The 21,533-nt window shown below is 68.8% G+C and carries 23 protein-coding genes and 2 pseudogenes; 18 read left to right on the top strand and 7 right to left on the bottom strand.

Annotated elements, in window-relative coordinates; genetic code table 11:
• Positions 1-88 precede the first annotated feature (88 nt).
• The 6 genes and pseudogenes from C8250_RS44775 (at position 89) to C8250_RS07695 (ending at position 3,732) form a co-directional block, all read left to right on the top strand.
• On the top strand, positions 89-415 hold the full coding sequence (locus C8250_RS44775; RefSeq protein WP_306665079.1) for a reverse transcriptase N-terminal domain-containing protein: 327 nt from the start codon (positions 89-91) through the stop codon (positions 413-415).
• A gap of 45 nt (positions 416-460) precedes the next feature.
• Positions 461-1,071, top strand: a pseudogene (locus C8250_RS44770) (reverse transcriptase domain-containing protein); the annotation flags it as partial.
• Between the two features lie 138 nt (positions 1,072-1,209).
• Complete coding sequence (locus C8250_RS44765) at positions 1,210-1,890, top strand: group II intron maturase-specific domain-containing protein (protein WP_306665078.1); 681 nt, start codon at positions 1,210-1,212, stop codon at positions 1,888-1,890.
• A gap of 72 nt (positions 1,891-1,962) precedes the next feature.
• A pseudogene (locus C8250_RS07705) lies at positions 1,963-2,479 on the top strand (IS30 family transposase); the annotation flags it as partial.
• Positions 2,480-2,562: 83 nt separating this feature from the next.
• Positions 2,563-2,955, top strand: coding sequence for an STAS domain-containing protein (locus C8250_RS07700; RefSeq protein ID WP_187144771.1), 393 nt, complete (start codon positions 2,563-2,565; stop codon positions 2,953-2,955).
• A 267-nt stretch (positions 2,956-3,222) separates the two neighbouring features.
• Entirely contained in the window at positions 3,223-3,732 is a 510-nt protein-coding gene (locus C8250_RS07695) for an ATP-binding protein (RefSeq protein ID WP_138359331.1), read from the top strand.
• Between the two features lie 124 nt (positions 3,733-3,856).
• Here the strand turns inward: C8250_RS07695 and C8250_RS07690 are convergent, their stop codons facing one another.
• Complete coding sequence (locus tag C8250_RS07690; RefSeq protein WP_187144770.1) at positions 3,857-4,072, bottom strand: hypothetical protein; 216 nt, start codon at positions 4,070-4,072, stop codon at positions 3,857-3,859.
• A gap of 1,186 nt (positions 4,073-5,258) precedes the next feature.
• On the opposite strand from C8250_RS07690, the gene C8250_RS07685 reads away from it, so the two are divergent.
• On the top strand, positions 5,259-6,002 hold the full coding sequence (locus C8250_RS07685; protein ID WP_187144769.1) for a hypothetical protein: 744 nt from the start codon (positions 5,259-5,261) through the stop codon (positions 6,000-6,002).
• 297 nt (positions 6,003-6,299) lie between these two features.
• Here C8250_RS07685 and C8250_RS07680 read toward each other — a convergent pair whose 3' ends face one another.
• A complete protein-coding gene (locus C8250_RS07680) occupies positions 6,300-6,665 on the bottom strand; it encodes a hypothetical protein (RefSeq protein ID WP_138359325.1) in 366 nt (121 codons plus the stop codon).
• Between the two features lie 568 nt (positions 6,666-7,233).
• Here C8250_RS07680 and C8250_RS07675 point away from each other — a divergent pair.
• Complete coding sequence (locus C8250_RS07675; RefSeq protein ID WP_138359681.1) at positions 7,234-7,857, top strand: hypothetical protein; 624 nt, start codon at positions 7,234-7,236, stop codon at positions 7,855-7,857.
• Positions 7,858-8,229: 372 nt separating this feature from the next.
• Here the strand turns inward: C8250_RS07675 and C8250_RS07670 are convergent, their stop codons facing one another.
• Entirely contained in the window at positions 8,230-9,069 is an 840-nt protein-coding gene (locus tag C8250_RS07670; RefSeq protein WP_138356863.1) for an IS5 family transposase, read from the bottom strand.
• 977 nt (positions 9,070-10,046) lie between these two features.
• Here C8250_RS07670 and C8250_RS07665 point away from each other — a divergent pair.
• From C8250_RS07665 to C8250_RS07625, 9 genes are all read left to right on the top strand, one after another.
• Complete coding sequence (locus C8250_RS07665) at positions 10,047-10,355, top strand: MarR family transcriptional regulator (protein ID WP_244809018.1); 309 nt, start codon at positions 10,047-10,049, stop codon at positions 10,353-10,355.
• Between the two features lie 153 nt (positions 10,356-10,508).
• The gene (locus C8250_RS07660; protein ID WP_138356864.1) at positions 10,509-10,820 is read left to right on the top strand and encodes a helix-turn-helix domain-containing protein; all 312 of its coding nucleotides are present in this window, start codon (positions 10,509-10,511) and stop codon (positions 10,818-10,820) included.
• A gap of 256 nt (positions 10,821-11,076) precedes the next feature.
• Positions 11,077-12,168, top strand: coding sequence for a tyrosine-type recombinase/integrase (locus C8250_RS07655; protein WP_244809017.1), 1,092 nt, complete (start codon positions 11,077-11,079; stop codon positions 12,166-12,168).
• A 54-nt stretch (positions 12,169-12,222) separates the two neighbouring features.
• Positions 12,223-13,044: a HipA family kinase gene (locus C8250_RS07650; RefSeq protein ID WP_138356866.1), complete on the top strand. Its 822-nt coding sequence runs from the start codon at positions 12,223-12,225 to the stop codon at positions 13,042-13,044.
• Positions 13,041-13,439: a DUF3037 domain-containing protein gene (locus C8250_RS07645; protein WP_138356867.1), complete on the top strand. Its 399-nt coding sequence runs from the start codon at positions 13,041-13,043 to the stop codon at positions 13,437-13,439. The genes C8250_RS07650 and C8250_RS07645 overlap by 4 nt, the downstream gene beginning before the upstream one ends.
• A 139-nt stretch (positions 13,440-13,578) precedes the next feature.
• On the top strand, positions 13,579-14,340 hold the full coding sequence (gene fabG, locus C8250_RS07640; protein ID WP_138356868.1) for a 3-oxoacyl-ACP reductase FabG: 762 nt from the start codon (positions 13,579-13,581) through the stop codon (positions 14,338-14,340).
• Positions 14,341-14,363: 23 nt separating this feature from the next.
• A complete protein-coding gene (locus C8250_RS07635) occupies positions 14,364-15,128 on the top strand; it encodes an SDR family oxidoreductase (RefSeq protein ID WP_138356869.1) in 765 nt (254 codons plus the stop codon).
• Between the two features lie 168 nt (positions 15,129-15,296).
• Entirely contained in the window at positions 15,297-15,974 is a 678-nt protein-coding gene (gene ung, locus C8250_RS07630; RefSeq protein ID WP_138356910.1) for a uracil-DNA glycosylase, read from the top strand.
• A 77-nt stretch (positions 15,975-16,051) separates the two neighbouring features.
• Positions 16,052-16,546: a hypothetical protein gene (locus C8250_RS07625; protein WP_138356870.1), complete on the top strand. Its 495-nt coding sequence runs from the start codon at positions 16,052-16,054 to the stop codon at positions 16,544-16,546.
• Here the strand turns inward: C8250_RS07625 and C8250_RS07620 are convergent.
• Positions 16,534-16,908 (bottom strand): hypothetical protein, encoded by a 375-nt coding sequence (locus C8250_RS07620; protein ID WP_187144768.1) that lies wholly within the window; start codon positions 16,906-16,908, stop codon positions 16,534-16,536. The two genes, C8250_RS07625 and C8250_RS07620, sit on opposite strands and share 13 nt — an antisense overlap.
• Before the next feature lie 286 nt (positions 16,909-17,194).
• Here C8250_RS07620 and C8250_RS07615 point away from each other — a divergent pair, with 286 nt between their 5' ends.
• Complete coding sequence (locus tag C8250_RS07615; protein ID WP_138356911.1) at positions 17,195-18,094, top strand: Gfo/Idh/MocA family oxidoreductase; 900 nt, start codon at positions 17,195-17,197, stop codon at positions 18,092-18,094.
• On the opposite strand, the gene lnt is transcribed toward C8250_RS07615, so the two are convergent.
• From lnt to C8250_RS07600, 3 genes are all read right to left on the bottom strand, one after another.
• Positions 18,066-19,586 (bottom strand): apolipoprotein N-acyltransferase, encoded by a 1,521-nt coding sequence (gene lnt, locus C8250_RS07610; RefSeq protein WP_138356872.1) that lies wholly within the window; start codon positions 19,584-19,586, stop codon positions 18,066-18,068. The two genes, C8250_RS07615 and lnt, sit on opposite strands and share 29 nt — an antisense overlap.
• A gap of 131 nt (positions 19,587-19,717) precedes the next feature.
• A complete protein-coding gene (locus tag C8250_RS07605) occupies positions 19,718-20,317 on the bottom strand; it encodes a histidine phosphatase family protein (protein WP_138356873.1) in 600 nt (199 codons plus the stop codon).
• Between the two features lie 88 nt (positions 20,318-20,405).
• Positions 20,406-21,323, bottom strand: coding sequence for a hypothetical protein (locus tag C8250_RS07600; protein ID WP_138356874.1), 918 nt, complete (start codon positions 21,321-21,323; stop codon positions 20,406-20,408).
• Between the last annotated feature and the right edge of the window lie 210 nt (positions 21,324-21,533).

The following is a 21,533-nucleotide window of genomic DNA, read 5'->3' as shown; positions in this document are numbered from 1 at the left end:
GGACCCGAAAGGGTGCTGACGTGGGCCGAGTGAGCCTGTACAGAATCACTGGATAAAGATGACGGAACCGAGGGGCAAGTTGGACACCATGTTGATGGCGGACGGACCGGCCTCGGCCCTTCCGGCTGCTTCCGCGCCGGTGAACGAACCCGAGGGCGAAGACTTGGACTGGGCGTCGATTGACTGGCGTCGGGTCGAGGAAGACGTACGGCGTCTGCGGCAGAGAATCTTCACGGCATCGCAGGCAGGGGATCGCAAGAAGGTCCGCAATTTACAGAAGCTGATGCTCCGTTCCCGCTCAAACACGCTCCTGAGCGTGCGGCGGGTCACGGAGATCAATGCTGGACGCGCGACGGCGGGAGTCGACGGAAAGGTCGTGCTGTTGTCCCAGTCCAAGGCCGCGTTGGCTGACTAGGTCCAGCATCGCGCCCGACCGTGGATTCCCAAGCCCGTCAAGCGGGTGTTCATCCCCAAACCGGGGACCACGAAGAAGCGCGGACTCGGGATTCCCGTGATTGTTGACCGGTGCCTGCAAGCTGTGGCACTGGGAGCACTGGAACCCGCGTGGGAAGCGCGGTTCGAGCCGAAGTCGTACGGCTTTCGGCCCGGCCGCGGCTGTCACGACGCGATCGGGGCCATCTACTCCACGCTCAACGGGAAGAACCCGCAGCGTGCGTGGGTGCTCGACGCAGACCTGACGGCGGCGTTCGACCGCATCGACCACGCCCGGCTCATGGCCGCACTCGGTACCTTCCCCGCCCGGGGACTGGTCCGGCAGTGGCTGAAGGCCGGGGTCGTGGATCGCGGTCGGTTCGCCCGACCGAGGAGGGAACTCCGCAGGGTGGGGTGATCAGTCCGTTGCTTTTCAACGTGGCTCTGCACGGGATGGAGGAAGCCGCAGGGGTCCGCTATTACACCACCGGCAGAGATGCAGGGAGTGCGCAAAGCGGCAGCCCCGTGCTGGTGCGATATGCAGATGATTTTGTCGCGATGTGCACCAGTCGTGAACAGGCCGAGCAGGTCAAAGAGCGGCTGGTTGCATGGCTGACGCCCAGGGGGCTCGCTTTTCACGAGGACAAGACACGCATCGTCCACGCGGAGAGCGGATTCGACTTCCTGGGGTTCAATGTCCGCCGCTATCACGGCAAGTTGCTGATCAAGCCGAGCACAGCGGCTCAACGACGGATCCAGGAACGGCTCAGCACCGAAATGGTGGCTTTGCGAGGGGCCAACGCCGGTGCGGTACTTAAGAAGATCAACCCGGTCGTTCGGGGTTGGTCGGCCTACTACCGGACGGTGGTGTCCAGTGAGATCTTCACGGCGCTGGACAATCACATGTGGAAGCTCGCTTACAAGTGGGCCAAGCACAGCCACCCGAACAAGCCGAAGCACTGGATATCCGCCAAGTACTTCGGCCGGTTCAACAAAGCCAGGATGGACCGGTGGGTTTTCGGTGACCGCGACAGCGGCGCCTACCTGCTCAAGTTCTCCTGGACGAAGATAGTCCGGCACCAGTTGGTCAAGGGGAAGGCGTCTCCGGACGACCCTGCCCTGGAATCCTATTGGGCTCAGCGGCGCCGCAAGGGAACTCCTTTGCCAGTTGACGCTATGACCGTGCGCCTTCTACGGGAACAGCACGGCCGTTGCTCGATTTGCGGAGGGCTCTTGCTGCACGCCGACCACCCGCCACGAAGCCCACAAGAATGGGAAGCGTGGCGGGTCGTCATACGGAAGGCGATCTCCAAGCAATACATCGCGTTCCCAGGTGGGGGCACACCGGACGGTCAACGACTCCGTCTCCTCCACGCCCATTGTCAACGGCGGAATGAAGCCGCCGCGATGACAAGCCCAGCATTTGTACCTGCCGGCGAGCCTTCGGGGCTTGCTTGAGCCGTGTGCGGTGAAAGCTGCTTGCACGGTTCTGAGGGGGCGGGGACGCAGTAATGCGTCCCCGCTACCCGACTGATCATCGGGCTGAACCGATCGGCGATCGGAACTGTCGTGGAACGAACAACCCGCTACACACTGCTCGTTCACCTGCCGCGGGCCGAGGGCTACGGCACCGTCCCACCGACCAAGAACGGCCCCGCGCTGGGCGGCTACGGGGCCGTGGCCATGAAGGATGCACTGGCCACCACGATGGCCACCATGCCCGACCAGCTTCGCCGCTCACTGACCTGGGACCGCGGCAAGGAGCTGTCCGCTCACGCCCAGCTCACGGTTGAGAACCGGGCTGCCGGTCTACTTCGCGGACCCGCACGCCCCGTGGCAGCGGGCCACGAACGAGAACACCAACGGGTTGTTGCGCCAGTATTTTCCCAAGGGCACTGACCTGTCCCGATGGAGCGGCAACGAACTGGCCGCCATCGCCACGGTCCTCAACTCCCGCCCCCGCAAGACTCTCGGCTGGAAGACACCAGCGGAAGCCCTCAACGATCATCTACGATCAGCGCAAGCCGGTGTTGCGACGACCGATTGAATCCGCCTTGTGCACGCCGATCGTTGAGGTGGGCGTGGTCCTGGCAAGCGGGGCGACGAAGAGAAGGATCTGGGGTGGTCACGGTGGAGCAGTTTCAGGTGCGGGCGATCGGCCCTGCCCGGCCGGGCGTGGTTGTCCTGGCGGTGTCCGGCGCACTGGACTTCGGCACCGAGCAGCTCCTGGGCGATGCGGGGAGCCGGGCGTTGGCCGGCGGGTGCCGGCGGCTGGTCCTGGAGTGCGCCGGGGTGACGTTCTGCGACTCCCAGGGCCTCAACCGCTTCCTGAAACTGCGCAGGGAAGCCGAGCGCGGCGGTGCCGCACTGGTCCTGGCCGCGATCAGCACACCGGTGCGGCATGTCCTGGAACTCACCGGAGCCCTGCCGGTCTTCGGCCTCGCCGACACCGTCGACGAGGCCCTGCGCGCCGCGGGTGATGCGGACGCCGACACACCGGGCCGGGGAATCCCGGCGATCTGACCGCGGATGGGCGGCGCGTCAGGTGGCACCCGGTGCGTGGGTCTACGCGGGCTGGATGGCCGCCGACGGCTGTGTCCGAGGCGCCGCGGTGCTTTACCCTGCCCGCATTTTTCGATTCTGGTTCGATTTATGGATGTGGAGGAGTGGGCAGGCACGGTGTAGGGCGCGTGCCGGCTACGCCGACCTGGTGTGGTGAGGATCGGCCCTGAAGGAACGGAACGGCTGAGGCAGTGATCGGTGATGGGTGAGCGGTACCGGGCGTTGAGGGTGGCCGGCGATGTCGGCGCGGCGCGTCGTTGGGCGCTGGAGCAGGTGGAGAGCTTCGGCTGGGATCCCTCCTGGCGCCCGGATCCGGCGGCGGTGGCGTTGGTGGTCTCGGAACTGGTGACCAATGCGCAGCGGCATGTGGGCGGTCGGATCGGCCTGTCCCTGGAATTGGACGCGGGCCGGTTGCGGATCATGGTGCGTGACGGGTCTCTGCGTGTGCCGGTTCAGCAGCCCGCCGAGGCCGGCAGGGTCGGTGGTCATGGGCTGCGGATCGTGGCGGAACTGGCCGGGGGCTGGGGTGTGACCTGGCGGGGCGTCGGTAAGCAGGTGTGGGCCGACCTGGTGCAGCCCGGCCCGGTCCTGGTGCCCGGTTGGCGCCGCCGTGTGCACAGTGTCCCGCGCCCCGCCTGGCCGGTGGCCGCACTCGTGCTCACGTGCGCTGTTCGGGCCGCCGCACGGGGACGTCGCCACGCGCGCGATCAGCCTGCACCGCGTGGCCGGCTTGCGTGAGGATCACCCACAGGTCATGCCGCACCGTGGTAGCCCTCCCGCCAGGCCGGCGATTCCGGCTGGTACAGGCGGGTGCGCAAGAACGCGGGGATGGTCGGCGGGCCTGGGCCGGAGGGGGGATGCGTCACCCCATCAGGCGATCCCGCACCTGTTGTGCTGTCTGATAGGCCGAGGTATGCGCACTGATCCTGAGCATGTTCCCGCCGTTGTCCGCGAGATCATCGACGACATTGTCGAGGCTGTCCGGGCCGAAGGCCACCCTCGGCTGCGGGCCCTGCTTGATGACCTTGCCCAGGTCGCCGACCACGCCGCTCTGCTCTTGCTTCGCAGCCGGCTCCACGATGATCTGACTTCCGGCGGCTCGGGGCTGGTGGGACTGCTGCGGTGACGCGCGTGAACGTCGTGACGTCGTGGGCCCCCAGTGGGGTGGTGGGCGGCCGGAGAGGGTTGCTGTTCGGGCGCGCGGTCGTTGGCTGGGAGTGACAGTCATGCAGGGGCCCGTGATCCCGACCGGTCGGCGGCGCAGGACAACCGGCGACGGCGGGGAAACGGTCCTGCGCGTGGACGAACCGCCGATCTATGCGGAGCTGGCTGCCCGGTGGCGGCAGAGCGGGCGGTCGATTCCGGGTCAGCACGACCGTGAGTGGGCCGATCTGGTTACCGCGGTGCCCCACCTGGGCCTGTAGTCACGGGCGCGGTGCCGGCCTTCCCCCCGGCATCCCGCCGCCCCGCTCGCAGCCTCCATCCTCCGAGGTCCTCGTCGGTGCGTCGGTGTGCTTGGTCTACTTCGCTGGGATCGTCCACTCGACTGGTTCCGGTGCTGACTCCGGTGCGTAGATCACCCGCACCTGGCGGCGGGGCGGCGACCGTTCCGATGATCAGCTACCGGATTTCGGTCAGTTTGACGCTGATGACGGCCCGTTCGTAGGCCTCCAGCGCCCTCGGTTCGGCGTCGAGCCGGAGGGTTCTAGCCGTTCTGTCCTGTGACATTCCGGCCTGGGTGCTGTCAGTTTGGCGATGCCGTGTATTCGGCCATCTCGGCTCAAACAAAGAAAAGGTGAGCGGTCGGCGCAGGGTGTCAGCGCGGCCCGGCTCTACCTGCCCTGGCGCTGCGCCGGCGCGCTCATGGGGCGCCGGGCGCCGGGTGGCCAGGATCGCCTTTCGGCTGCCGCAACCTGACGGAAACCGCAGTTCAGCGTGCTGCAAGTCTCAAAATTTGGGACGTCGTAACCGCTCATCGGCGTTTGGCAGTCAAACCAACGAGCCTAGGGAAAACATGTGATTCGGGGGAGTTCTTCTACCGCAGATGAAGTGCTGCCCCACCGGGCAAATATCGATGGAGATCGCACTCCTCATACCATTACAAATATTTGGTCATGCGTGTCTTATGGGAAGAGCCTGGAATTTGCGCACTGCCCCGGCGGCATGCGGCACGGAAAACCATTTGGGGAACATCTATTCCCTTCTCGGTGCCGTGTCGGCCTGATGTCGCGCCTCGGCTCCACCCCCTGACCTAGAGGAACCCTGTGAACAGGAAACAGACCGCCGCTCTCCTTGCCCTCCCCACCTTCTTCGCCGGCGCAGCGCTCTTCCTCGGCACTCCCGCCGAAGCGTCCGCGCTGGCCTGCACCGCCGGCACCGCGGGTGTCGCCGGCGCCAACGGCAACGCCGCCCACCCCGCCGGCTATCCCGGCACCGCGGGCGGTCCCGCGACCGGAACCGGGGACTGCGCGGGCGGCGCGGGTGGAGCAGGCGGCGCGGGCACCAAGGGTGGTGCGGGCGGCACGGGTGGTTCGGGCGGTAACTCCGGCGCCAACGCCGGCGCAGGTGGACGCGGTGGCATCGGTGGCGCCGGGGGATCGACAGGTGGTGCGGGCGGTAACGCCGGCAACGGTGGCATCGGCCACGGCGGCGGCGCGGGCGGCAACGGCGGCGCCGGCGGGATCAACAGCTCCGGCAACGGAGGCAAGGGCGGAAAGGCCGGAAACGGCGGCAACGGCAGCACCGGCGGCGCTTACCCGGGCGGCGCCGCAGGCATCGGCGGGGCCGGGGGCCTGAGCTCCGGAGGCCTCCTCAACTCCGGCGGCAACGGAGGCAACGGAGGCAACGGCGGCGCCAAGTCCGGTGCCAGCGCAGATGGCGCCTGCGGTATCGGCGGCGCCGGCGGCAACGCCACCGGGGGCCTGCTCTTCCACGGCGGCACCGGCGGCACCGGCGGAACCTTCGGCGGCGGCAGCCCCTGCGCGAACGGGGCCAACGGCACACCGTGACCTGCCACACCCAGGTGCCCCCCGACATCGCGCCGCAAGGACACCTGGTGCACTCACACTCCGGGGCGTGACGAAACCGCCCAGCTTCCCGCCATGAGAGTCGGCTCACCGAGCCGACTCTCATGGCGGCGGTGTGCCCCGGCCGGCATCCGCGGCACAGCGAGGGGCGATGCGTTGCCGGCTGCGGGAACGCATGAGCGTCGAGAGCCACCTCGCAGCGCATCCGAGCGCACGCGCAAGGCCGGTCTCCTACGGAGCGTCGCCTGATGGGCGGCGTGGTGCTCCTGGGGGGGAGCGTCAGGGGGTGGGGAGCGGCGGGACAGGAGCTGGCACTACGCAGCCGGCTGCGGCGGCTGCGGTCTTGAGGGCCTCCGCCGCTGCGGCGTTTGCCGTCTCCTGGGCCTTGAGGGCTTCCGCTGCCGTGGCTTGGGCGGCGGCCGGGTTGGCAGCGATGACCAGGGCGGCGGCCATGCTGGCCGCCGCCGTGACGTTGGCGGCCGCGAAGGATGCGGCCTTGGTGGCCGCGTCCTGGAGCAGACCCACGCAGGCTGCGGCATCGGGGGGAACGGGAGCGGCGGCGGCTGACGGCGCGGTCAACAACCCACCGCTGACCACCAGGAACGAAGCGGCCAGGGACGTAGCGACTGAACGACGAAGCTTCATGCAATGAACTCCTCACACATAAGGGGACGCACCCACACAGGGCAGAACCAGAGCCGGATCAGAGCCTCGTAGGGCGGGCCCACCACCACGCGGCAGGCGATGGCTACTTGTCCTACGGCAGGCCACGGGCGGCCCCACCAGAGCCGACCACGCTCCCACCCCCTCCGCACTCTCAAGCAGGCCGAATGAGTTTCGGCCTTATGACGAGGACTCAAAAAGCGAACAGCCTACACACGTTCGACCGACCGGCCTCGGCGCTGGGCACGTTTCTCTTCCCAGGTCGCAGATGCGGCCGCACGACGACGCATCGGTCGGCATCTCCCGGCAGTCCTCCCCTGCAGAGCAGCGGCCAGAGTCCAGCCGACAACCGCTTGCCGGTAGCGGAGCGTGCTCCATCGGCCCAGCGGCGACCCTCTCGGTGCGGGCAATTACAGCCAGACATCACTGAATCTCTCTATTTCAAGACATTTGATCATCTAGTGCTGCGCAGGTGGGGCCATTGCCGCCTACGTTGTGGGTGTGCCGGTCGGGGAGTATCTCCGAGCGCACAAACCGAAAGGCGTACCTCATGCGCATCTTGCGCACCAACGCTCTTGCCCGGACGCTCCTGATCAGTGCGATCGCCGTGGCCGGCCTCGCCACCCCCACCCTGGCGTCCGCGTCGGCCCACTCCGACGCGAACGGTTCCCGGACCCACAGCAACCTGGGCGCCCAGGGCGTCCCCGGTGCTAACGGCGCCAACGGAGTGGGGAGCAACGGCGGTCTCGGCGGTCTGGGTGGCACTGGTGGAGCGGCCGGTGCGAACGGCAACGGCGGTAACGGCGGCGGCGGCGGAAACGGCGACGGCCTCGGAAGCACCGGTGGCGCCGGTGGAGCGGGCGGAGCCGGCGGTGCCAACGGCAACGGCGGCACAGGTGGCGCGGGGGGCGCTGCCAACCAGGGCGGCACCGGCGGCAAAGGCGGTGTGGGCGGTGTAGGCGACGCCGGCACCGGCATCGGAGGCGGCAAGGGCGGCAAGGGCGGCGCGTCCACAGCCGGCGGTACCCACAAGGGCGGGACCGGTGGCGCCGGCGGCGCCGCAAGCCCGGTGTGTCCCGGCAACGACGGTGGCAACGGCACCGCTGCCACGTTGACCGCGGACGGCATCACGGGCGCCACCGGCGCCGCCGGACACACCACCCTGCCCTGCTAACAGCACACCAGACGTCGCGGACGTCACCCACAGGTGCCGACGGCATCGCCGGCTCCCACAACATCCGCAACTGCACCTGCTGAGCCGCGCCTCCTTCCGACCGAGGCGCGAACTCTGAGGAACCCATAGCGAGCCGTGCCACACGCCCTGCACTGTGCCCGGACCGGGCACAGTGCAGGGCCCCGCGCACCTGCGGATCCTTGCCGACCGTAGGCCGCCGGCCCCTTCATCAACACGCATGTGTGCAGGATCGGTGCCAGAGGCAGCCGATAACGTGACCTCCCGGGCAGTCCGATGCCGGACCTTCTGCGGGGCATCGCAGGCGCCCCGATCTCAGAGGGCATTTGATCTAGGAAGATTGCCGTTTATGTCCTAGTAGGTACCTCGCCAGGTTGGTGTGGTCTCGTCCGTTATGCGCTTGGCGAGGTTGTCGATCGAGGCGATGTGGATCATGGCTTCTGAGCTGGAGGTGAGGGTCTCGTAGTCGCGGGCGAGACGTCGGTGCATCATGATCCAACCCAAACTTCGTTCAACCACCCAGCGCCTTTTGACGACGTGGAAACCTCGAACTCCGGATTTTCTGTTGACGACTTCGACGTCGATTCCAAGGTTGGCGCCGTGTTCGACGACGGCGTTCTTGAAGCCGGTGTCGACCCAGCTCTTGGAGATGGTCGGGTATGTCTTCTTGGCCTGGTCGAGCAGGCGTAATCCCACGGCGTTTTCCGACAGGCTGGCGGCGGTGACGGTCACGGCGAGGATCAGTCCGATCGTGTCGGTGAGGATGCCTCGCTTCCGGCCGACGATCTTCTTCGCGGCGTCCATTCCCTGGCTGGTCAGGGGCACGTTGTGGGAGGTCTTCACGCTTTGGGTGTCGATCACGGAGGCGGTCGGCTCGGGCTTGCTCCCCTCCTTCACGCGGGCCAGGCCGGTGAGGTCGTAGTTGAGCTGGGCGAGGATTCCCTCGTCGCGCCAGGCGGCGTAGTAGGAGTAGACGGTGCCGTGGTTCGGGAAGTCGTGCGGGAGGTATTTCCAGGGGATTCCCGTTCGATTGACGTAGAGGATCGCATTGAAGACGTCACGCAGTTCGACTTTGGCCGGCTGTCCGGTGGGCCTCCGGTCGAGCCTGGCTTTTCTCCAGGCCGTCAACGTCGGCCCGATCAAGGCCCATCGGGCTTCGGACAGGTCGCTGGGGTACGGCTTGCGCTCGCTCACGGCGTAGCGTGATCATGTGCGACGCGGAGAGCTTAGTTCCGCTGGTGATCAGGCGATTCTGTGGCATCTTCAAACCAGACGGACTTCCGGGCACGGAAGCGAGCGATACGGGCGCCCTACCTCCACGGCTCGGGCGAGGCTGTTCATCTCTTACAGCTATGAACAGCGTCAAACCATGACACACGCAAAAGACTTACATCGGAATAACCCTCTGTAAACGCCCACTGAGGTCGTCGAACCTTGCTGCACCGCTGGCGTGCACCGGCGTGTGACTGTCTTGGCCCTCGGGCCGTCGCCTGTTGGCTCGCTACGACGGTCACCAACCGCGGACGGCGACCGCAGCCGAGGCGAGTGTTCCCCCAATGCCGCAACAAATGGCGCTGGGTTCCCAGAGGTCGCAATGCCAGGGCCTGCCAATCGACGTACCACCGTCGGCGCCATGGCCTGAAATCATACGGCTCACCCGACACCGTGGCCGGTCCTTGTGCCAGGTCTCGACCTCAGACAGCCACACCCTGCCCGGTGTAGGACAAGTATCTCGACCTTCGCGTCCCGGCGCGGCTCTCCGCTGCTCAATCGCCGTCGGCATCAGATTGCGGACGGGTCCTGTATTCATCCGCCCGGTTGCAAATACCAGCCCTTTTCGATAAGGCTGCTAAGGGGTTTCTGGTAGAGCTTTCGACGATTCGCGTGACTTCGTAGGCCCGCGGTATGTGAAATCGGGGCAGGGGGCTGAGAGATTCGCCCACGGCAGACAAGAAACAACTCCAAAGGACTGGAACCTCCCGCCAGTGGCATGTCAACATCCAACGTACCGAAAATACAAGGGCAGCCAGGCCAGGCGGGCTCCTACGGCGGGACCCAGATGTCCCACCGGGCTTACCGCGCGGGCGTGCTCCCTGCTCAAGGAAGCACCACTGTCGGACCCCATCCTTCGATCCGCTCGTTTCACCTCCCCCATCCTCTTCGCGCTCGGCGTGCTGAATGCCTGGAGCGGCCCGAAGGTGGGGGACTACGGCGCCGTGTCCACCGCGCTGTGCCTGTGCGTCTGCGCGGCCGGCTTGCTCGGGGAAGATCTCCTACAACGCGAGTATCGCCGTGACCGAGCAGCGCTGGCGCACATCGCTGTCCATCCCGGAACTTCAACTCCGCATGTGGCCGACGCTGTTGGTGCTCCTGTGCGCGTGGTGGAGCGAAATCTTGACCGCCTCATTCACGACGGGTTTCTGGTGCTCGTCACGGACGGCGTGACTCCGGCCTTGCGTTCGTACCGGCTGGCTTCCTGACCCAGGAGTCCGAAGGGCGTCAGAACCCGGGGATGTGGCGCGCAACATAGCCGACGATCGCCGGTTAGCCAAACCGGCGTTCCCGCAGACCATTGGAGATATTCGGGGCTGCCCACCGCCCCCTGCCGTTCCGTACCTCACAGAAAACCACCGATGCCTGCGCGATCGTTGCCCACGACATTTGCTGCCCCCACTCCCCAGGCCGCAGCACACGCGGCCTTCCTGAGCGTGAAGGAGGCCGCGGAGTATCTCGGCCTCTCACCGCACACCCTCTATGTCTGGCGTCATCGGCGGCAGGGACCGCCGAGCTTCCGCATGGGGCCGCGAGGCCGCGTCATGTATCGGCGGGAGTCCCTCAACGCCTGGATCTGCGAACAGGAGCAGGCGGACTCCCGCTCCAACACATCCCTGAACCCCCTGATCGCTGCTCCGCAGCATCGGTTCAGTCACACCTGCAATGCCTGACGCGCGCACATCGTAGAGCGCCGCTTCCACCCGCCTCAACAAGGAGACTCTCCTGGCCGGCTATGTAGAGGACCGTTGGATCAAGAAGAAGAAGGACCCGATAAGCGGTAGAAGGGAAAGAACCGCTCGCTACGGCAAGGGCAAGCGATACAAGGTCGCTGGCATTGCTGGGATCCGGGATAGATCCTTCGACACCCTGGAGGACGCCAAGGCGTGGCTCCGCCGGTCAGCTACCGATGAGGAACGCGGGGAGTTCGTGGACCCGCGCGACGGATCCATCACCCTGGTCGACTACATCGCGATGCACTGGGCACCGGGCAGAGGAGGAGCCCCGAAGACCCAGCAGAACCAAGAGCGGAGAGCGCGGCTTCACATCGTCCCGCATCTCGGCCAGCTACCGCTGAAAAACATCACGGCGACAGAGCTGCGCGCCTACATCGCAAAGTTGGAGGCCACCGTCGCCTCAGTCGACTACCGACGTGGCATCTTGTCCGAGCTGTCCAGTGTTCTGGAGGCGGCCGTCGATGACAAGCGGCTTGCTAGAAACCCCATGCATGCGAAGTCTGTGCGGTGGCCCAAGGCGCCGAGGGAGCGACGCGAGGTTTGGTCGCTGGAGACGGCGCGCCGCGTTCGGGACGGGATTAGCCAGCGAAACAGGATATCCGTCGTACTCGGTTTGGGGTGCGGACTACGTCAGGGTGAGGTATTCGGGTTGAGCCCGGAGGACATTGATTACGCGCGAGGTGTAGTTCATGTCCGCCGCCAAGTCCAGGCGATCAACGGGAAGTTGTACTTCGCCCTGCCAAAGGGTAAGAAGACGCGCACCGTCGACCTGCCCTCCTCGGTGGCCGAGGAACTGAGGGTTCACGTTGCGTCGTTCCCGCCGGCGGAGGTGGAGCTTCCGTGGGAGAAGCCGGGGGCGGACCGAACCATGAGGAAGTTCTCCCTTCTGCTCACCACGCGATTCGGCAACGCCGTGGCGGTGAACACCTGGAACACCTACAGCTGGAAGCCCGCGCTGGCCAGGGCCGGAATCATTCCTCCGCGGCCCCAGGGCGCGAAGCCGTGGCAGTGGGAGGCGGCGCCGAAGGACGGCTTCCATGTGCTACGTCACACGTACGCCTCGATCATGTTGGAAGCAGGAGAGTCCGTCGTGACGTTGGCACGGTGGCTCGGGCACTCCTCGCCAGCTGTCACGCTTGGTTACTATGCTCACTTCATGCCAGAGGCCGGGAGCAAGGGGCGCACAGCGATCGACGAACTGCTTGAGGGGCGGGGGAGCGGCCTGGCAGCCGAAACTCCCCAGATTCTCCCCAAGGCTGATTGCGGAGAAAACCCCCAGGTATGAGCGGTGAGAGCTTGGCATGGATTGTAAGGCAAACGAGTCTGGCGGCCTGGGAATATGCTGAATGAGGTAACGGGAATCCGTTATGTGACCCCCCTGCGCGAGGGCGGCTCGGTGCCGGGGGTGGTCGAGGCCGACGACCTCGGCACGTACGTCGTGAAGTTCACCGGCGCCGCGCAGGGCCGCAAGGCGCTGGTCGCCGAGATCGTGGCGGGCGAGCTGGCCCGCCGGCTGGGACTGCGCGTCCCCGAACTCGTCCGGTTCCAGTTCGACCCGGTGATCGGGCTCGGCGAGCCCGACGCCGAGATCCAGGATCTGCTCAAGTCCAGCGGTGGCCTCAATCTGGGGATGGACTTCCTGCCGGGCTCGCTCGGGTTCGATCCGCTGGTCTTCGAGATCGAGCCGGCCGAAGCCGGCCGCATCGTCTGGTTCGACGCCCTGATCGGCAATGTGGACCGGTCCTGGCGCAACCCCAATCTGCTGATCTGGCACAAGGACCTCTGGCTCATCGACCACGGCGCCTCACTGATCTGGCACCACAACTGGAAGACGGCCGAGCAGGCGTCGGCGAAGCCCTTCGACGCCGCCGACCACGCGCTGTCCCGGTTCTCGCCCGACCCGGCCGCCGCCGCGGCCGAGCTCGCGCCCAAGGTCACCGAGGAGCTGCTGCGCGAGGTCACCGCGCTGGTGCCCGACGAGTGGCTGGACGGGGAGCCCGGTTTCGACGGTCCCGACGAGGTGCGCAGGGCGTACGAGCGGGTGCTGCTCGCCCGCGCGGGTTCCGTGCACGAGCGGATCGTCCTCGTGGCGGGGCAGAAGCCGAAGCAGGACGCGCCGGACTGGCTGCGCACCTGGGTGGACGGGAAGGCCGCGAAGTGAGCGGGTACCGGGGCAGTGGCCGGGATGTGTTCGAGTACGCGCTGGTGCGCGTCGTCCCGCGGATCGAGCGCGGCGAGATGATCAACGCGGGGGTGCTGGTCTACTGCCGCGCGCGGTCGTTCGTCGGCGCGCGGATCCATCTGGACGAGGCGCGGCTGCGCTGTCTGGACGAGCGGGTGGACGTCGAGGGGGTGCGCGCCGCGCTGCGCGGGTACGAGGGTGTGTGCGAGGGCGGGGAACGGGCCGGGCAGGCGGCCGGCGACGACCCGGGACGGCGTTTCCGCTGGCTCACGGCGCCGCGCAGCACGGTGGTGCAGCCGGGTCCGATCCACACCGGGCTGACCGCGGACCCGGAGGCCGAGGTGGACCGGCTGCTCGGTCTCCTGGTGCGCTGAAACACACTCGCGAGGGGTTCCGTTGACAGCGGGTCACAGGGCTCCTACGGTTTCGACAACTAACCTACTAAGCGGTTGCTCATGTGCGGAGTCCGTGCGGGATTCCGCGCGGCGCCGTATCTGAGGGCAAGGAGACTGCATGTCCACGACCGAGCAGCGCGTCGCGATCGTGACCGGGGCCGCGCGCGGCATCGGCGCCGCCACCGCCAAGCGGCTGGCGGCCGAGGGCCGCGCCGTCGCCGTACTCGACCTCGACGAGGGTGCCTGCAAGGAGACCGTCGAGCAGATCACGGCGGACGGCGGCAGGGCGCTCGCGGTCGGCTGTGACGTATCGGACGAGGCGCAGGTCGAGGCGGCGGTGGCCCGGGTCGCGGAGGAGCTGGGCGCGCCGACCATCCTGGTGAACAACGCGGGTGTGCTCCGCGACAACCTGCTGTTCAAGATGAGCGCGACCGACTGGGACACCGTCATGAACGTGCACCTCCGGGGTGCCTTCCTGATGTCCCGCGCGGTGCAGAAGCACATGGTGGCGGCCAATTTCGGCCGGATCGTCAACCTGTCGTCGAGCTCCGCGCTCGGCAACCGCGGCCAGGTCAACTACTCGGCCGCCAAGGCGGGTCTGCAGGGCTTCACCAAGACGCTGGCCTTCGAGCTCGGCAAGTTCGGCGTCACCGCCAACGCCGTGGCGCCCGGCTTCATCGTCACCGACATGACCGCCGCCACGGCCGCCCGGATCGGTATGGGCTTCGAGGAGTTCCAGGCCGCCGCCGCGACCCAGATCCCCGTCCAGCGGGTCGGCAACCCGGACGACATCGCCAACGCGATCGCCTTCTTCACCGGTGAGCAGGCCGGCTTCGTCTCCGGCCAGGTCCTGTACGTGGCCGGCGGCCCGCTCAACTGACGCGCATCGGAGATCTGAGCACCATGACACGTGAGATTCCCACCGACAGCGGCAAGGTCGCGCTCGTCACCGGCGCCAGCCGCGGTATCGGCTACGGCATCGCCGAGGCCCTGGTGGCCCGTGGCGACCGCGTCTGCATCACCGGCCGGAACGAGGACGCGCTCAAGGAGGCCGTCGAGAAGCTCGGCGCCGACCGGGTGATCGGCGTGGCCGGCAAGGCGCACGACGAGGCTCACCAGGCCGTCGCCGTCGAACGCACCATGGAGGCGTTCGGCCGCGTCGACTTCCTGGCGAACAACGCGGGCACCAACCCGGTCTTCGGCCCGATCGCCGAACTCGACCTGAACGTCGCGCGCAAGGTCTTCGAGACCAATGTGATCTCGGCGCTCGGCTTCGCGCAGCAGACCTGGAAGGCCTGGCAGAAGGAGAACGGCGGGGCGATCGTCAACATCGCCTCGGTCGCCGGTCTCGCCCCGTCGCCCTTCATCGGCGCCTACGGCATCAGCAAGGCCGCCATGGTCAACCTGACGATCCAGCTCGCCGCCGAAATGGCGCCGGGCGTGCGGGTGAACGCCATCGCCCCGGCGGTGGTCAAGACGAAGTTCGCCGCGGCGCTGTACGAGGGCCGCGAGGAGGAGGCCGCCGCGGGCTACCCGCTCAAGCGGCTGGGCGTCCCGGAGGACATCGGCGGCGCCGCCGCCTTCCTGCTCTCCGAGCAGGCCGGGTGGATCACCGGCCAGACCCTCGTCGTCGACGGCGGGTTGTTCCTGCACGCGGGCGTCGCCTGAGTCCGCTGTCCGGGCCGGGTCCGGGCTTCGGCCCGGGCCCGGCTCAGCTGTTTCCCCGTGTGCCGCCGGGCGTCGCGTACGCACCCGCGGAGCGCGTTGTCAGTGCCTCCCGGTACGTTCTGAGTACCAGCAACGGATCGTGTACCGGAGGTTCCTGACGTGCCCAGCATGCTGCCCGACTCCTGGCAGGACGTCCTCGGCGAGGAGTTGGACAAGCCGTACTTCCAGCAGCTCACCGAGTTCGTGGAGACCGAGCGGGCCACGCACAAGATCTTCCCGCCCCGGGACGAGGTCTTCGCGGCTCTGGAGGCCACGCCTTTCGACCGGGTGAAGGTGCTGATCCTCGGCCAGGACCCGTACCACGGTGAGGGACAGGGGCACGGGCTGTGCTTCTCGGTGCGCCCTGGCGTCAGGACCCCGCCGTCGCTGCGCAACATCTTCAAGGAGATGAAGGAGGAGCTCGGCCACCCGGTGCCGGACAACGGCTACTTGATGCCGTGGGCCGAGCAGGGCGTCCTGCTGCTCAACGCGGTGCTGACGGTGCGGGAGGGCGAGGCGAACTCGCACAAGAGCAAGGGCTGGGAGAAGGTCACTGACGCGGTGATCAAGGCCGTCTCCGACCGCTCGGACCCGGCGGTGTTCGTGCTGTGGGGGAACTACGCCAAGAAGAAGCTCCCGCTGATCGACACGGAGCGGCACACGGTGATCCAGGGCGCGCACCCCTCACCGCTGTCCGCGAAGCTCTTCCTCGGCAGCCGCCCCTTCACGCAGATCGACGACGCGGTCAAGGCCCAGGGCCACGACCCGATCGACTGGCGGGTGCCCGACCTCGGTGTCCGCGCCTGACCGGGTTTTCCGGACCCTGCGGCTAGCGTCAGCAGGATCAGCGGGAACGGGACGCCCGCGGGGCGCAGGAGGCGGCAGTGACGGATCAGGAACAGAGCTGGGGTGTCGGCCAGGACACGGTCATGACGCGGATCGGCCAGGTCATGATGCTGCTGCACGGCGGCGACCGTGAAGAGGCCAGGACCCGGTTCGGCCGTCTGTGGGAGGAGATCGGCGAGGACGGCGATCCCCTCCACCGCTGCACGCTGGCGCACTTCATGGCCGACACCCAGGACGATCCCGAGGACGAACTGGAGTGGGACCTCAGAGCCCTGCGGGCGGCCGACGGTCTCTCCGACGAACGCACCGGCCGGCACCACGAGTCGCTCGCCGTGCGGGGCTTCTATCCGTCACTGCACCTGAACCTCGCCGCCGACTACCTGAAGGTCGGCGAGCGGGAGCTGGCGCGCAACCACCTCGTCCGGGCGAGGAGCGCTGCGGGCGCGCTCGGTGACGACGACTACGGCGACGGCCTGCGGGCCGCGATCGGGCGGATGGAGCTGAGGCTGGACGGCTCCGGTCACCGTCCGTAGGACTCGTGGCAGATCCGCGCCGCGTCGCTGTCCTTGGCCCAGCCGCCGTAGGTCTCGCCCAGCGCGCAGACCCCCGCCCCGCCGGGCAGTGACGCCGCCGGGCGGGGGTGCGGAGCGGCCTTGGCGGCGGGCACCGGATCCCGTTCGGCGGGCTCCACCGGGGTCCGCGCCCGGTGATGGCGCCGCACGTGCCGCGGCGGTGCTGGGGCCGCGGCGGAGGTCCGCGGACCGGGCTCCGGTTCCACCGGAACGGTCGCGAGCGACTGCTGGTCGGGCTGCCGGACGACCGTCCGGTCCTGGGGGAGCGGGAGGACGGGCAGCGCCGGCGCCGACGAGGGGCCGGGGGCGGGCTGCGAGGGCACCGTCGTACACCCGGTGACGGCCGAGGCCGCCGCAATGAGCACTACTGCTGCTAAATGACGCATTCGGACAACTCTGCCGGTCGGCGGCACCGTTGGGTATTCCCCGCAGGAGTGACGCGGAGTGACACCGCCGGAGGACGGCTCCGGCAGGCCCCGTATGCTGCCAGAACACATCAGACCTGTTGCCACGGTGACGCGGGCGGAGACGCGCGCGGCAGCGGCGGCGGGCGCGGTCGAAGCGGTAGCGGCAGAACGGGAGAGGCACATGGGATCCGGCAACGCCCCCCTGAAAATCGGGGTGATCGGCCTCGGTGACATCGCCCAGAAGGCATATCTGCCGGTGCTCGCCGCCCAGCCGGGGATCGAAGTGCATCTGCACACCCGTACCCCCGCCACCCTGGACCGGGTCGGTGACGCCCTGCGGCTGCCGCACCGGCACACCAGCCTGGAGGCGCTGATCGGGCAGGGGCTCGACGCCGCCTTCGTGCACGCGCCCACCGACCGGCACGTCGAGATCACCGAGGCACTGATCGAAGCCGGCGTCCCGGCCTACGTCGACAAGCCGTTCGCGCCCGACCTCGACGGGGCGCGGCACCTGGTGAACCTCGCCGAGCAGCGCCGGGTCAGCCTGATGGCAGGCTTCAACCGCCGCTACGCGCCGGGCTACACCCAGTGCGCGGACCACCCGCGCGATCTGATCCTGATGCAGAAGAACCGGGTCGGGCTCGCCGAGGAGCCCCGCTCCGTGGTGTTCGACGACTTCATCCATGTCGTCGACACGCTGCGCTATCTCGCGCCCGGGCCCATCGAGCACACCGATGTCCGCGCCAAGGTCCGCGACGGTCTGCTGCACCATGTCGTCCTGCAGCTGTCCGGTGACGGGTTCACCGCCATCGGCACGATGAACCGGATGAGCGGCTCCACCGAGGAGATCCTCGAGGTGAGCGGCGACGACACCAAGCGCCAGGTCGTCAACCTCGCCGACGTCATCGACCACAAGGGCCAGCCGACCCTGCGCCGCCGCGGCGACTGGGTTCCGGTCGCCCGCCAGCGCGGCATCGAGCAGATCATCCTGGTCTTCCTGGACGCGGTGCGCAGCGGCAAGCTGCTCGATGCCCAGGACGCGCTGCGCACCCATGAGCTGTGCGAGCGGATCGTCACCGCGATTCGCGAGCAGTCCGCCTGACCCGCAGCGAGACCTCGTACCCCGCGGCCAGCAGGACGACCAGCAGCGCGAGGTGCGGCACCCAGTCGCCGAACCGGACGTACGGGCTGCGGCCCTCCGACAGCGGCACCTGGTAGACCGCCGCCGTGCTCGCGCTGGTGCCCAGCCACGAGCCCACCTGGCGCCCCTGACCGTCGTAGACCGCGCTCACCCCGGTCAGGGTGGCGTGCACCATCGGACGCCAGGTCTCCGCGGCCCGCAGCGCGGCGAGCGAGGCGTGCTGGGGCGGCGCCCAACTGCCCTGGAACGACGAGGTGGACGACTGCGCCACCAGCAGCTGCGCCCCGTCGTCGGCCAGCTTCCGGCTCATGTCGGGGAAGGCGGCCTCGAAGCACACCAGCGGCCCGAAGCGCAGGTTCCCCGCGGTCATGACCACCTGGCGGTCGCCGCGCCTGCGGTCCTCGCCGGCCGCCTTGCCGACCGACGTGGCCCAGCCCAGCACCGAGCGGAACGGGATGTACTCGCCGAACGGCACCAGACGCATCTTGTCGTAGCTCGGGCCGGTGATGCCGTCCGCTCCCACCAGCACCGACGTCTTGGAGATCCCGCGCCCGTCCGCCCGCTGGGCGTCCACGTTCACCAGGACGTCCGCGTCGGCCTCCCGGGCGAGCGCGGCGAGCCGGTCGGCGAGGTCCGGCCGGGACGACAGGTCGAAGCCGACGCTGCTCTCGCCCCACACCACCAGGTCCACCCGCTGCCCGGCCAGTGTGCGGGTCAGCTGCTCCTCGCGGTCGAACCGGGCCTCCGCCCCCTCGATCACGCCCGGCTGCACCACCGCGATCCGTACCGTCCTGGTCCGGTCGGGCACCGGCGCGCCCAGCCACACGGCGGTCGTGCCGACCGCCACCGCGGCCAGCGCGGCGCCGGCCGGGGCGCGGACGGAGGGCGCCGCGATGAGCGCCGCCACCGCCGTGTTCACCGTCACGACCAGCGCGCTGATCAGCCAGACCCCGCCGACCGACGCCAGCCGCAGCGCGGGGGCGACCTGCCACTGGCTGGCCCCCAGCAGCCCCCACGGTCCGCCCAGGTACTGCCAGGAGCGCACCAGCTCGACCATCAGCCATCCGCACGGCGCCAGCACCAGGGCGGCGGCCACCCGCCGCGGTCCGGGATGCCCGCCCAGCGTCCGCCGCAGCAGCCAGCCCCACGGCGCCCACAGGGTCCCCAGCAGCAGGGCCAGCACGACGATGAAGACGTTGAGGCTCGGGAACAGCCAGTGGTGCACGGCCAGCATGAAGCCGGCCCCGCCCAGCCAGCCGTCGAGCGCGGCGCGGCGGCCCGTCGGCGCGGAGCGCGCGAGCAGGATCCACGGCACCAGCGCCACGTAGGCCAGCCACCACAGCGACATCGCGGGGAAGGCCAGCGCCGGCAGCGCGCCCGCAGCGGCCGCGGCGAGGCCGCGCGTCCAGGGCGAGGTGAGGCGGGATACCTGCCGGTCGGCTGTCACCGTCATACCCGCTCCCTAGTGGGTGTTTCGCCTCAGTGTCGGGGGTGCGGACGCCTCGTGCACAGAGGGCGACATTCCGGGTGACCCGGCGTGTCCCCGAATCGTCCGGCCCGCACGGTGCGACTGCCCGGTGCGGCTCAGGGCATGCGGTTCCAGGACACGAGGACCGGACGGCCGTGCTCGGTGCCGATCCGGCTGACGGTCCCGGTGGCCAGCTGGAACAGGGCGCCGTCCGCCGGCGGGAGTCCCAGCCGGCGGGCGGTCAGCACCCGCAGGAAGTGGGCGTGGGCCACCAGGACGATGTCCCCGTCGTCCCCGAGGTCGCGGAACGCGGCGTCCACCCGGGCGAGGACCCGGTCGGCGCGCGCGCCGACCTCCGCCGGCAGCTCACCGGGGTGTCCCGGGATACCGGGGGGTACACCGTCGGTCCACAGGTCCCAGTCCGGCCGCGTCCGGTGGATCTCGTTCGTGGTGATGCCCTCGTAGCCGCCGTAGTCCCACTCGTGCATATCGGGATCCACGGTGGTGTGCCCGAGGCCCGCCAGCTCGGCCGTGTGCACCGCGCGTCCGAACGGGCTGGTCAGGACGAGCGCGATGCGGAATTCCGCCAGCAGGGGTGCCAGACCGCGGGCCTGCTCCTCGCCCCGGGGAGTGAGCGGGAGGTCGGTGTAGCTGGTGTGCTGCCCCGACGCGCTCCACTCGGTCTCGCCGTGCCGGACCAGGATCAGTTCACCCATGGCGGGTCCCTCTTCTCTTTCGTGCTCAACCCCCGCGACGCTACGCCCAGTGGCCGCGCGCGACCGCGCACCCCCCTCCGCGGCCGTGTCAGCTTCCGGCGGGGGCGAGCTCGGCCGCCGGTTCCGCGGCGTCGGCGCTCTCCGGCTGCCCGTACCAGGCGACGGCCACCGCGCCCGTCACGGCCAGGACGAAGCCGGCGATCGCCACCCAGCCGAAGCCGTCGCGGGAGGTGTCACCGAGCCAGAGGACCCCGAGGATGCCCGGGACCACGGTCTCGCCGACCACCAGGGCGGCCGTGGCGCCGTTGATCGAACCGATCTGCAGGGCCACCGTGTGCAGGTACATGCCGCCGATGCCGGCGACCAGGATCGCGTACAGGGCGGGGTCCGCCAGCAGCGTCGGGAGGTCGAACGGGTCCACGCCGTCCAGCACTCGCACGCCGACGCCCAGGGCGCCGAAGCCCAGCCCGGACAGCAGACCGGCCAGGATCGCGCCGCGTGCGCCGAGGCGTCGCACCAGCAGGCTGCCGGCCCCGATGATCGTCACGGCGGCGACGAGCAGCCACCAGTGGGTGGCGCGTGCGGTGTGACCGCTGCCCTCGGGACCCGCCGCCGTGGCCAGCAGCACCAGGGCGGAGCAGACGACGCCGATGGAGATCCACTCGGGCCTGCTCAGCCGGATGCCGAGCATCCTGATGCTCAGCACCGCGGTGATCACCAGGTTGGCGCTGATCACCGTCTGGGAGAGGAACAGCGGCAGCAGCCGGGCGGCCAGCGCCCCGAGCCCGAAGCCGATGAAGTCCAGCACCGTGCCGAGCATGAATTCCCAGGTCACGGCGGCTTTGGCGGTGGAGGAGAGGCTCGGGCCGCCGTGCTCGGTGGTGCCGGTGGTGGAGGCGGCGGCCGCTTCGCGTCGGGCCGACTTACGTGATCCCACGGCCTGTAGGACCGACCCCGTGCCGTAGCAGGCCGATGCCGCGACGGCTGTCAGAAGGCCGATGTACACCAAGAGCTCCGTTCCCGTACCACTGTGTCCTGCCGCGGAGATCGTCTCCTCCGGTCTACTGGACGCGCTGCCGGGGACGAAAGTTCCGTAAACCGGGCGCCGGGTGTCCGGAGGCCGTGCCGACACTCCGGCTCCGCGATCTTCTGCCGTCACTCGACCGGTCATATCGTATGGTCATCGGAATTGGCTGGTAGCGGCCGGGCGAGTGCG

It is taken from the genome of Streptomyces sp. So13.3 (assembly GCF_005860785.2).
Taxonomy (GTDB): domain Bacteria; phylum Actinomycetota; class Actinomycetes; order Streptomycetales; family Streptomycetaceae; genus Actinacidiphila; species Actinacidiphila fildesensis.
The sequence above is the reverse complement of the archived record's forward strand: the minus strand, read 5'-3'. Positions and strand labels throughout refer to the sequence as shown.

What these genes read in the sequence shown, in the direction of transcription:
- C8250_RS07635 (WP_138356869.1), top strand. Translation starts at nt 14,364, where the DNA reads ATGACACGTGAGATTCCCACCGACAGCGGCAAGGTCGCGCTCGTCACC.
- lnt (WP_138356872.1), bottom strand. Translation starts at nt 19,586, where the DNA reads ATGACGGTGACAGCCGACCGGCAGGTATCCCGCCTCACCTCGCCCTGG.
- fabG (WP_138356868.1), top strand. Translation starts at nt 13,579, where the DNA reads ATGTCCACGACCGAGCAGCGCGTCGCGATCGTGACCGGGGCCGCGCGC.
- C8250_RS44775 (WP_306665079.1), top strand. Translation starts at nt 89, where the DNA reads ATGTTGATGGCGGACGGACCGGCCTCGGCCCTTCCGGCTGCTTCCGCG.
- ung (WP_138356910.1), top strand. Translation starts at nt 15,297, where the DNA reads ATGCTGCCCGACTCCTGGCAGGACGTCCTCGGCGAGGAGTTGGACAAG.
- C8250_RS07680 (WP_138359325.1), bottom strand. Translation starts at nt 6,665, where the DNA reads ATGAAGCTTCGTCGTTCAGTCGCTACGTCCCTGGCCGCTTCGTTCCTG.
- C8250_RS07605 (WP_138356873.1), bottom strand. Translation starts at nt 20,317, where the DNA reads ATGGGTGAACTGATCCTGGTCCGGCACGGCGAGACCGAGTGGAGCGCG.
- C8250_RS44765 (WP_306665078.1), top strand. Translation starts at nt 1,210, where the DNA reads ATGGTGGCTTTGCGAGGGGCCAACGCCGGTGCGGTACTTAAGAAGATC.
- C8250_RS07675 (WP_138359681.1), top strand. Translation starts at nt 7,234, where the DNA reads ATGCGCATCTTGCGCACCAACGCTCTTGCCCGGACGCTCCTGATCAGT.
- C8250_RS07650 (WP_138356866.1), top strand. Translation starts at nt 12,223, where the DNA reads ATGCTGAATGAGGTAACGGGAATCCGTTATGTGACCCCCCTGCGCGAG.
- C8250_RS07660 (WP_138356864.1), top strand. Translation starts at nt 10,509, where the DNA reads ATGCCTGCGCGATCGTTGCCCACGACATTTGCTGCCCCCACTCCCCAG.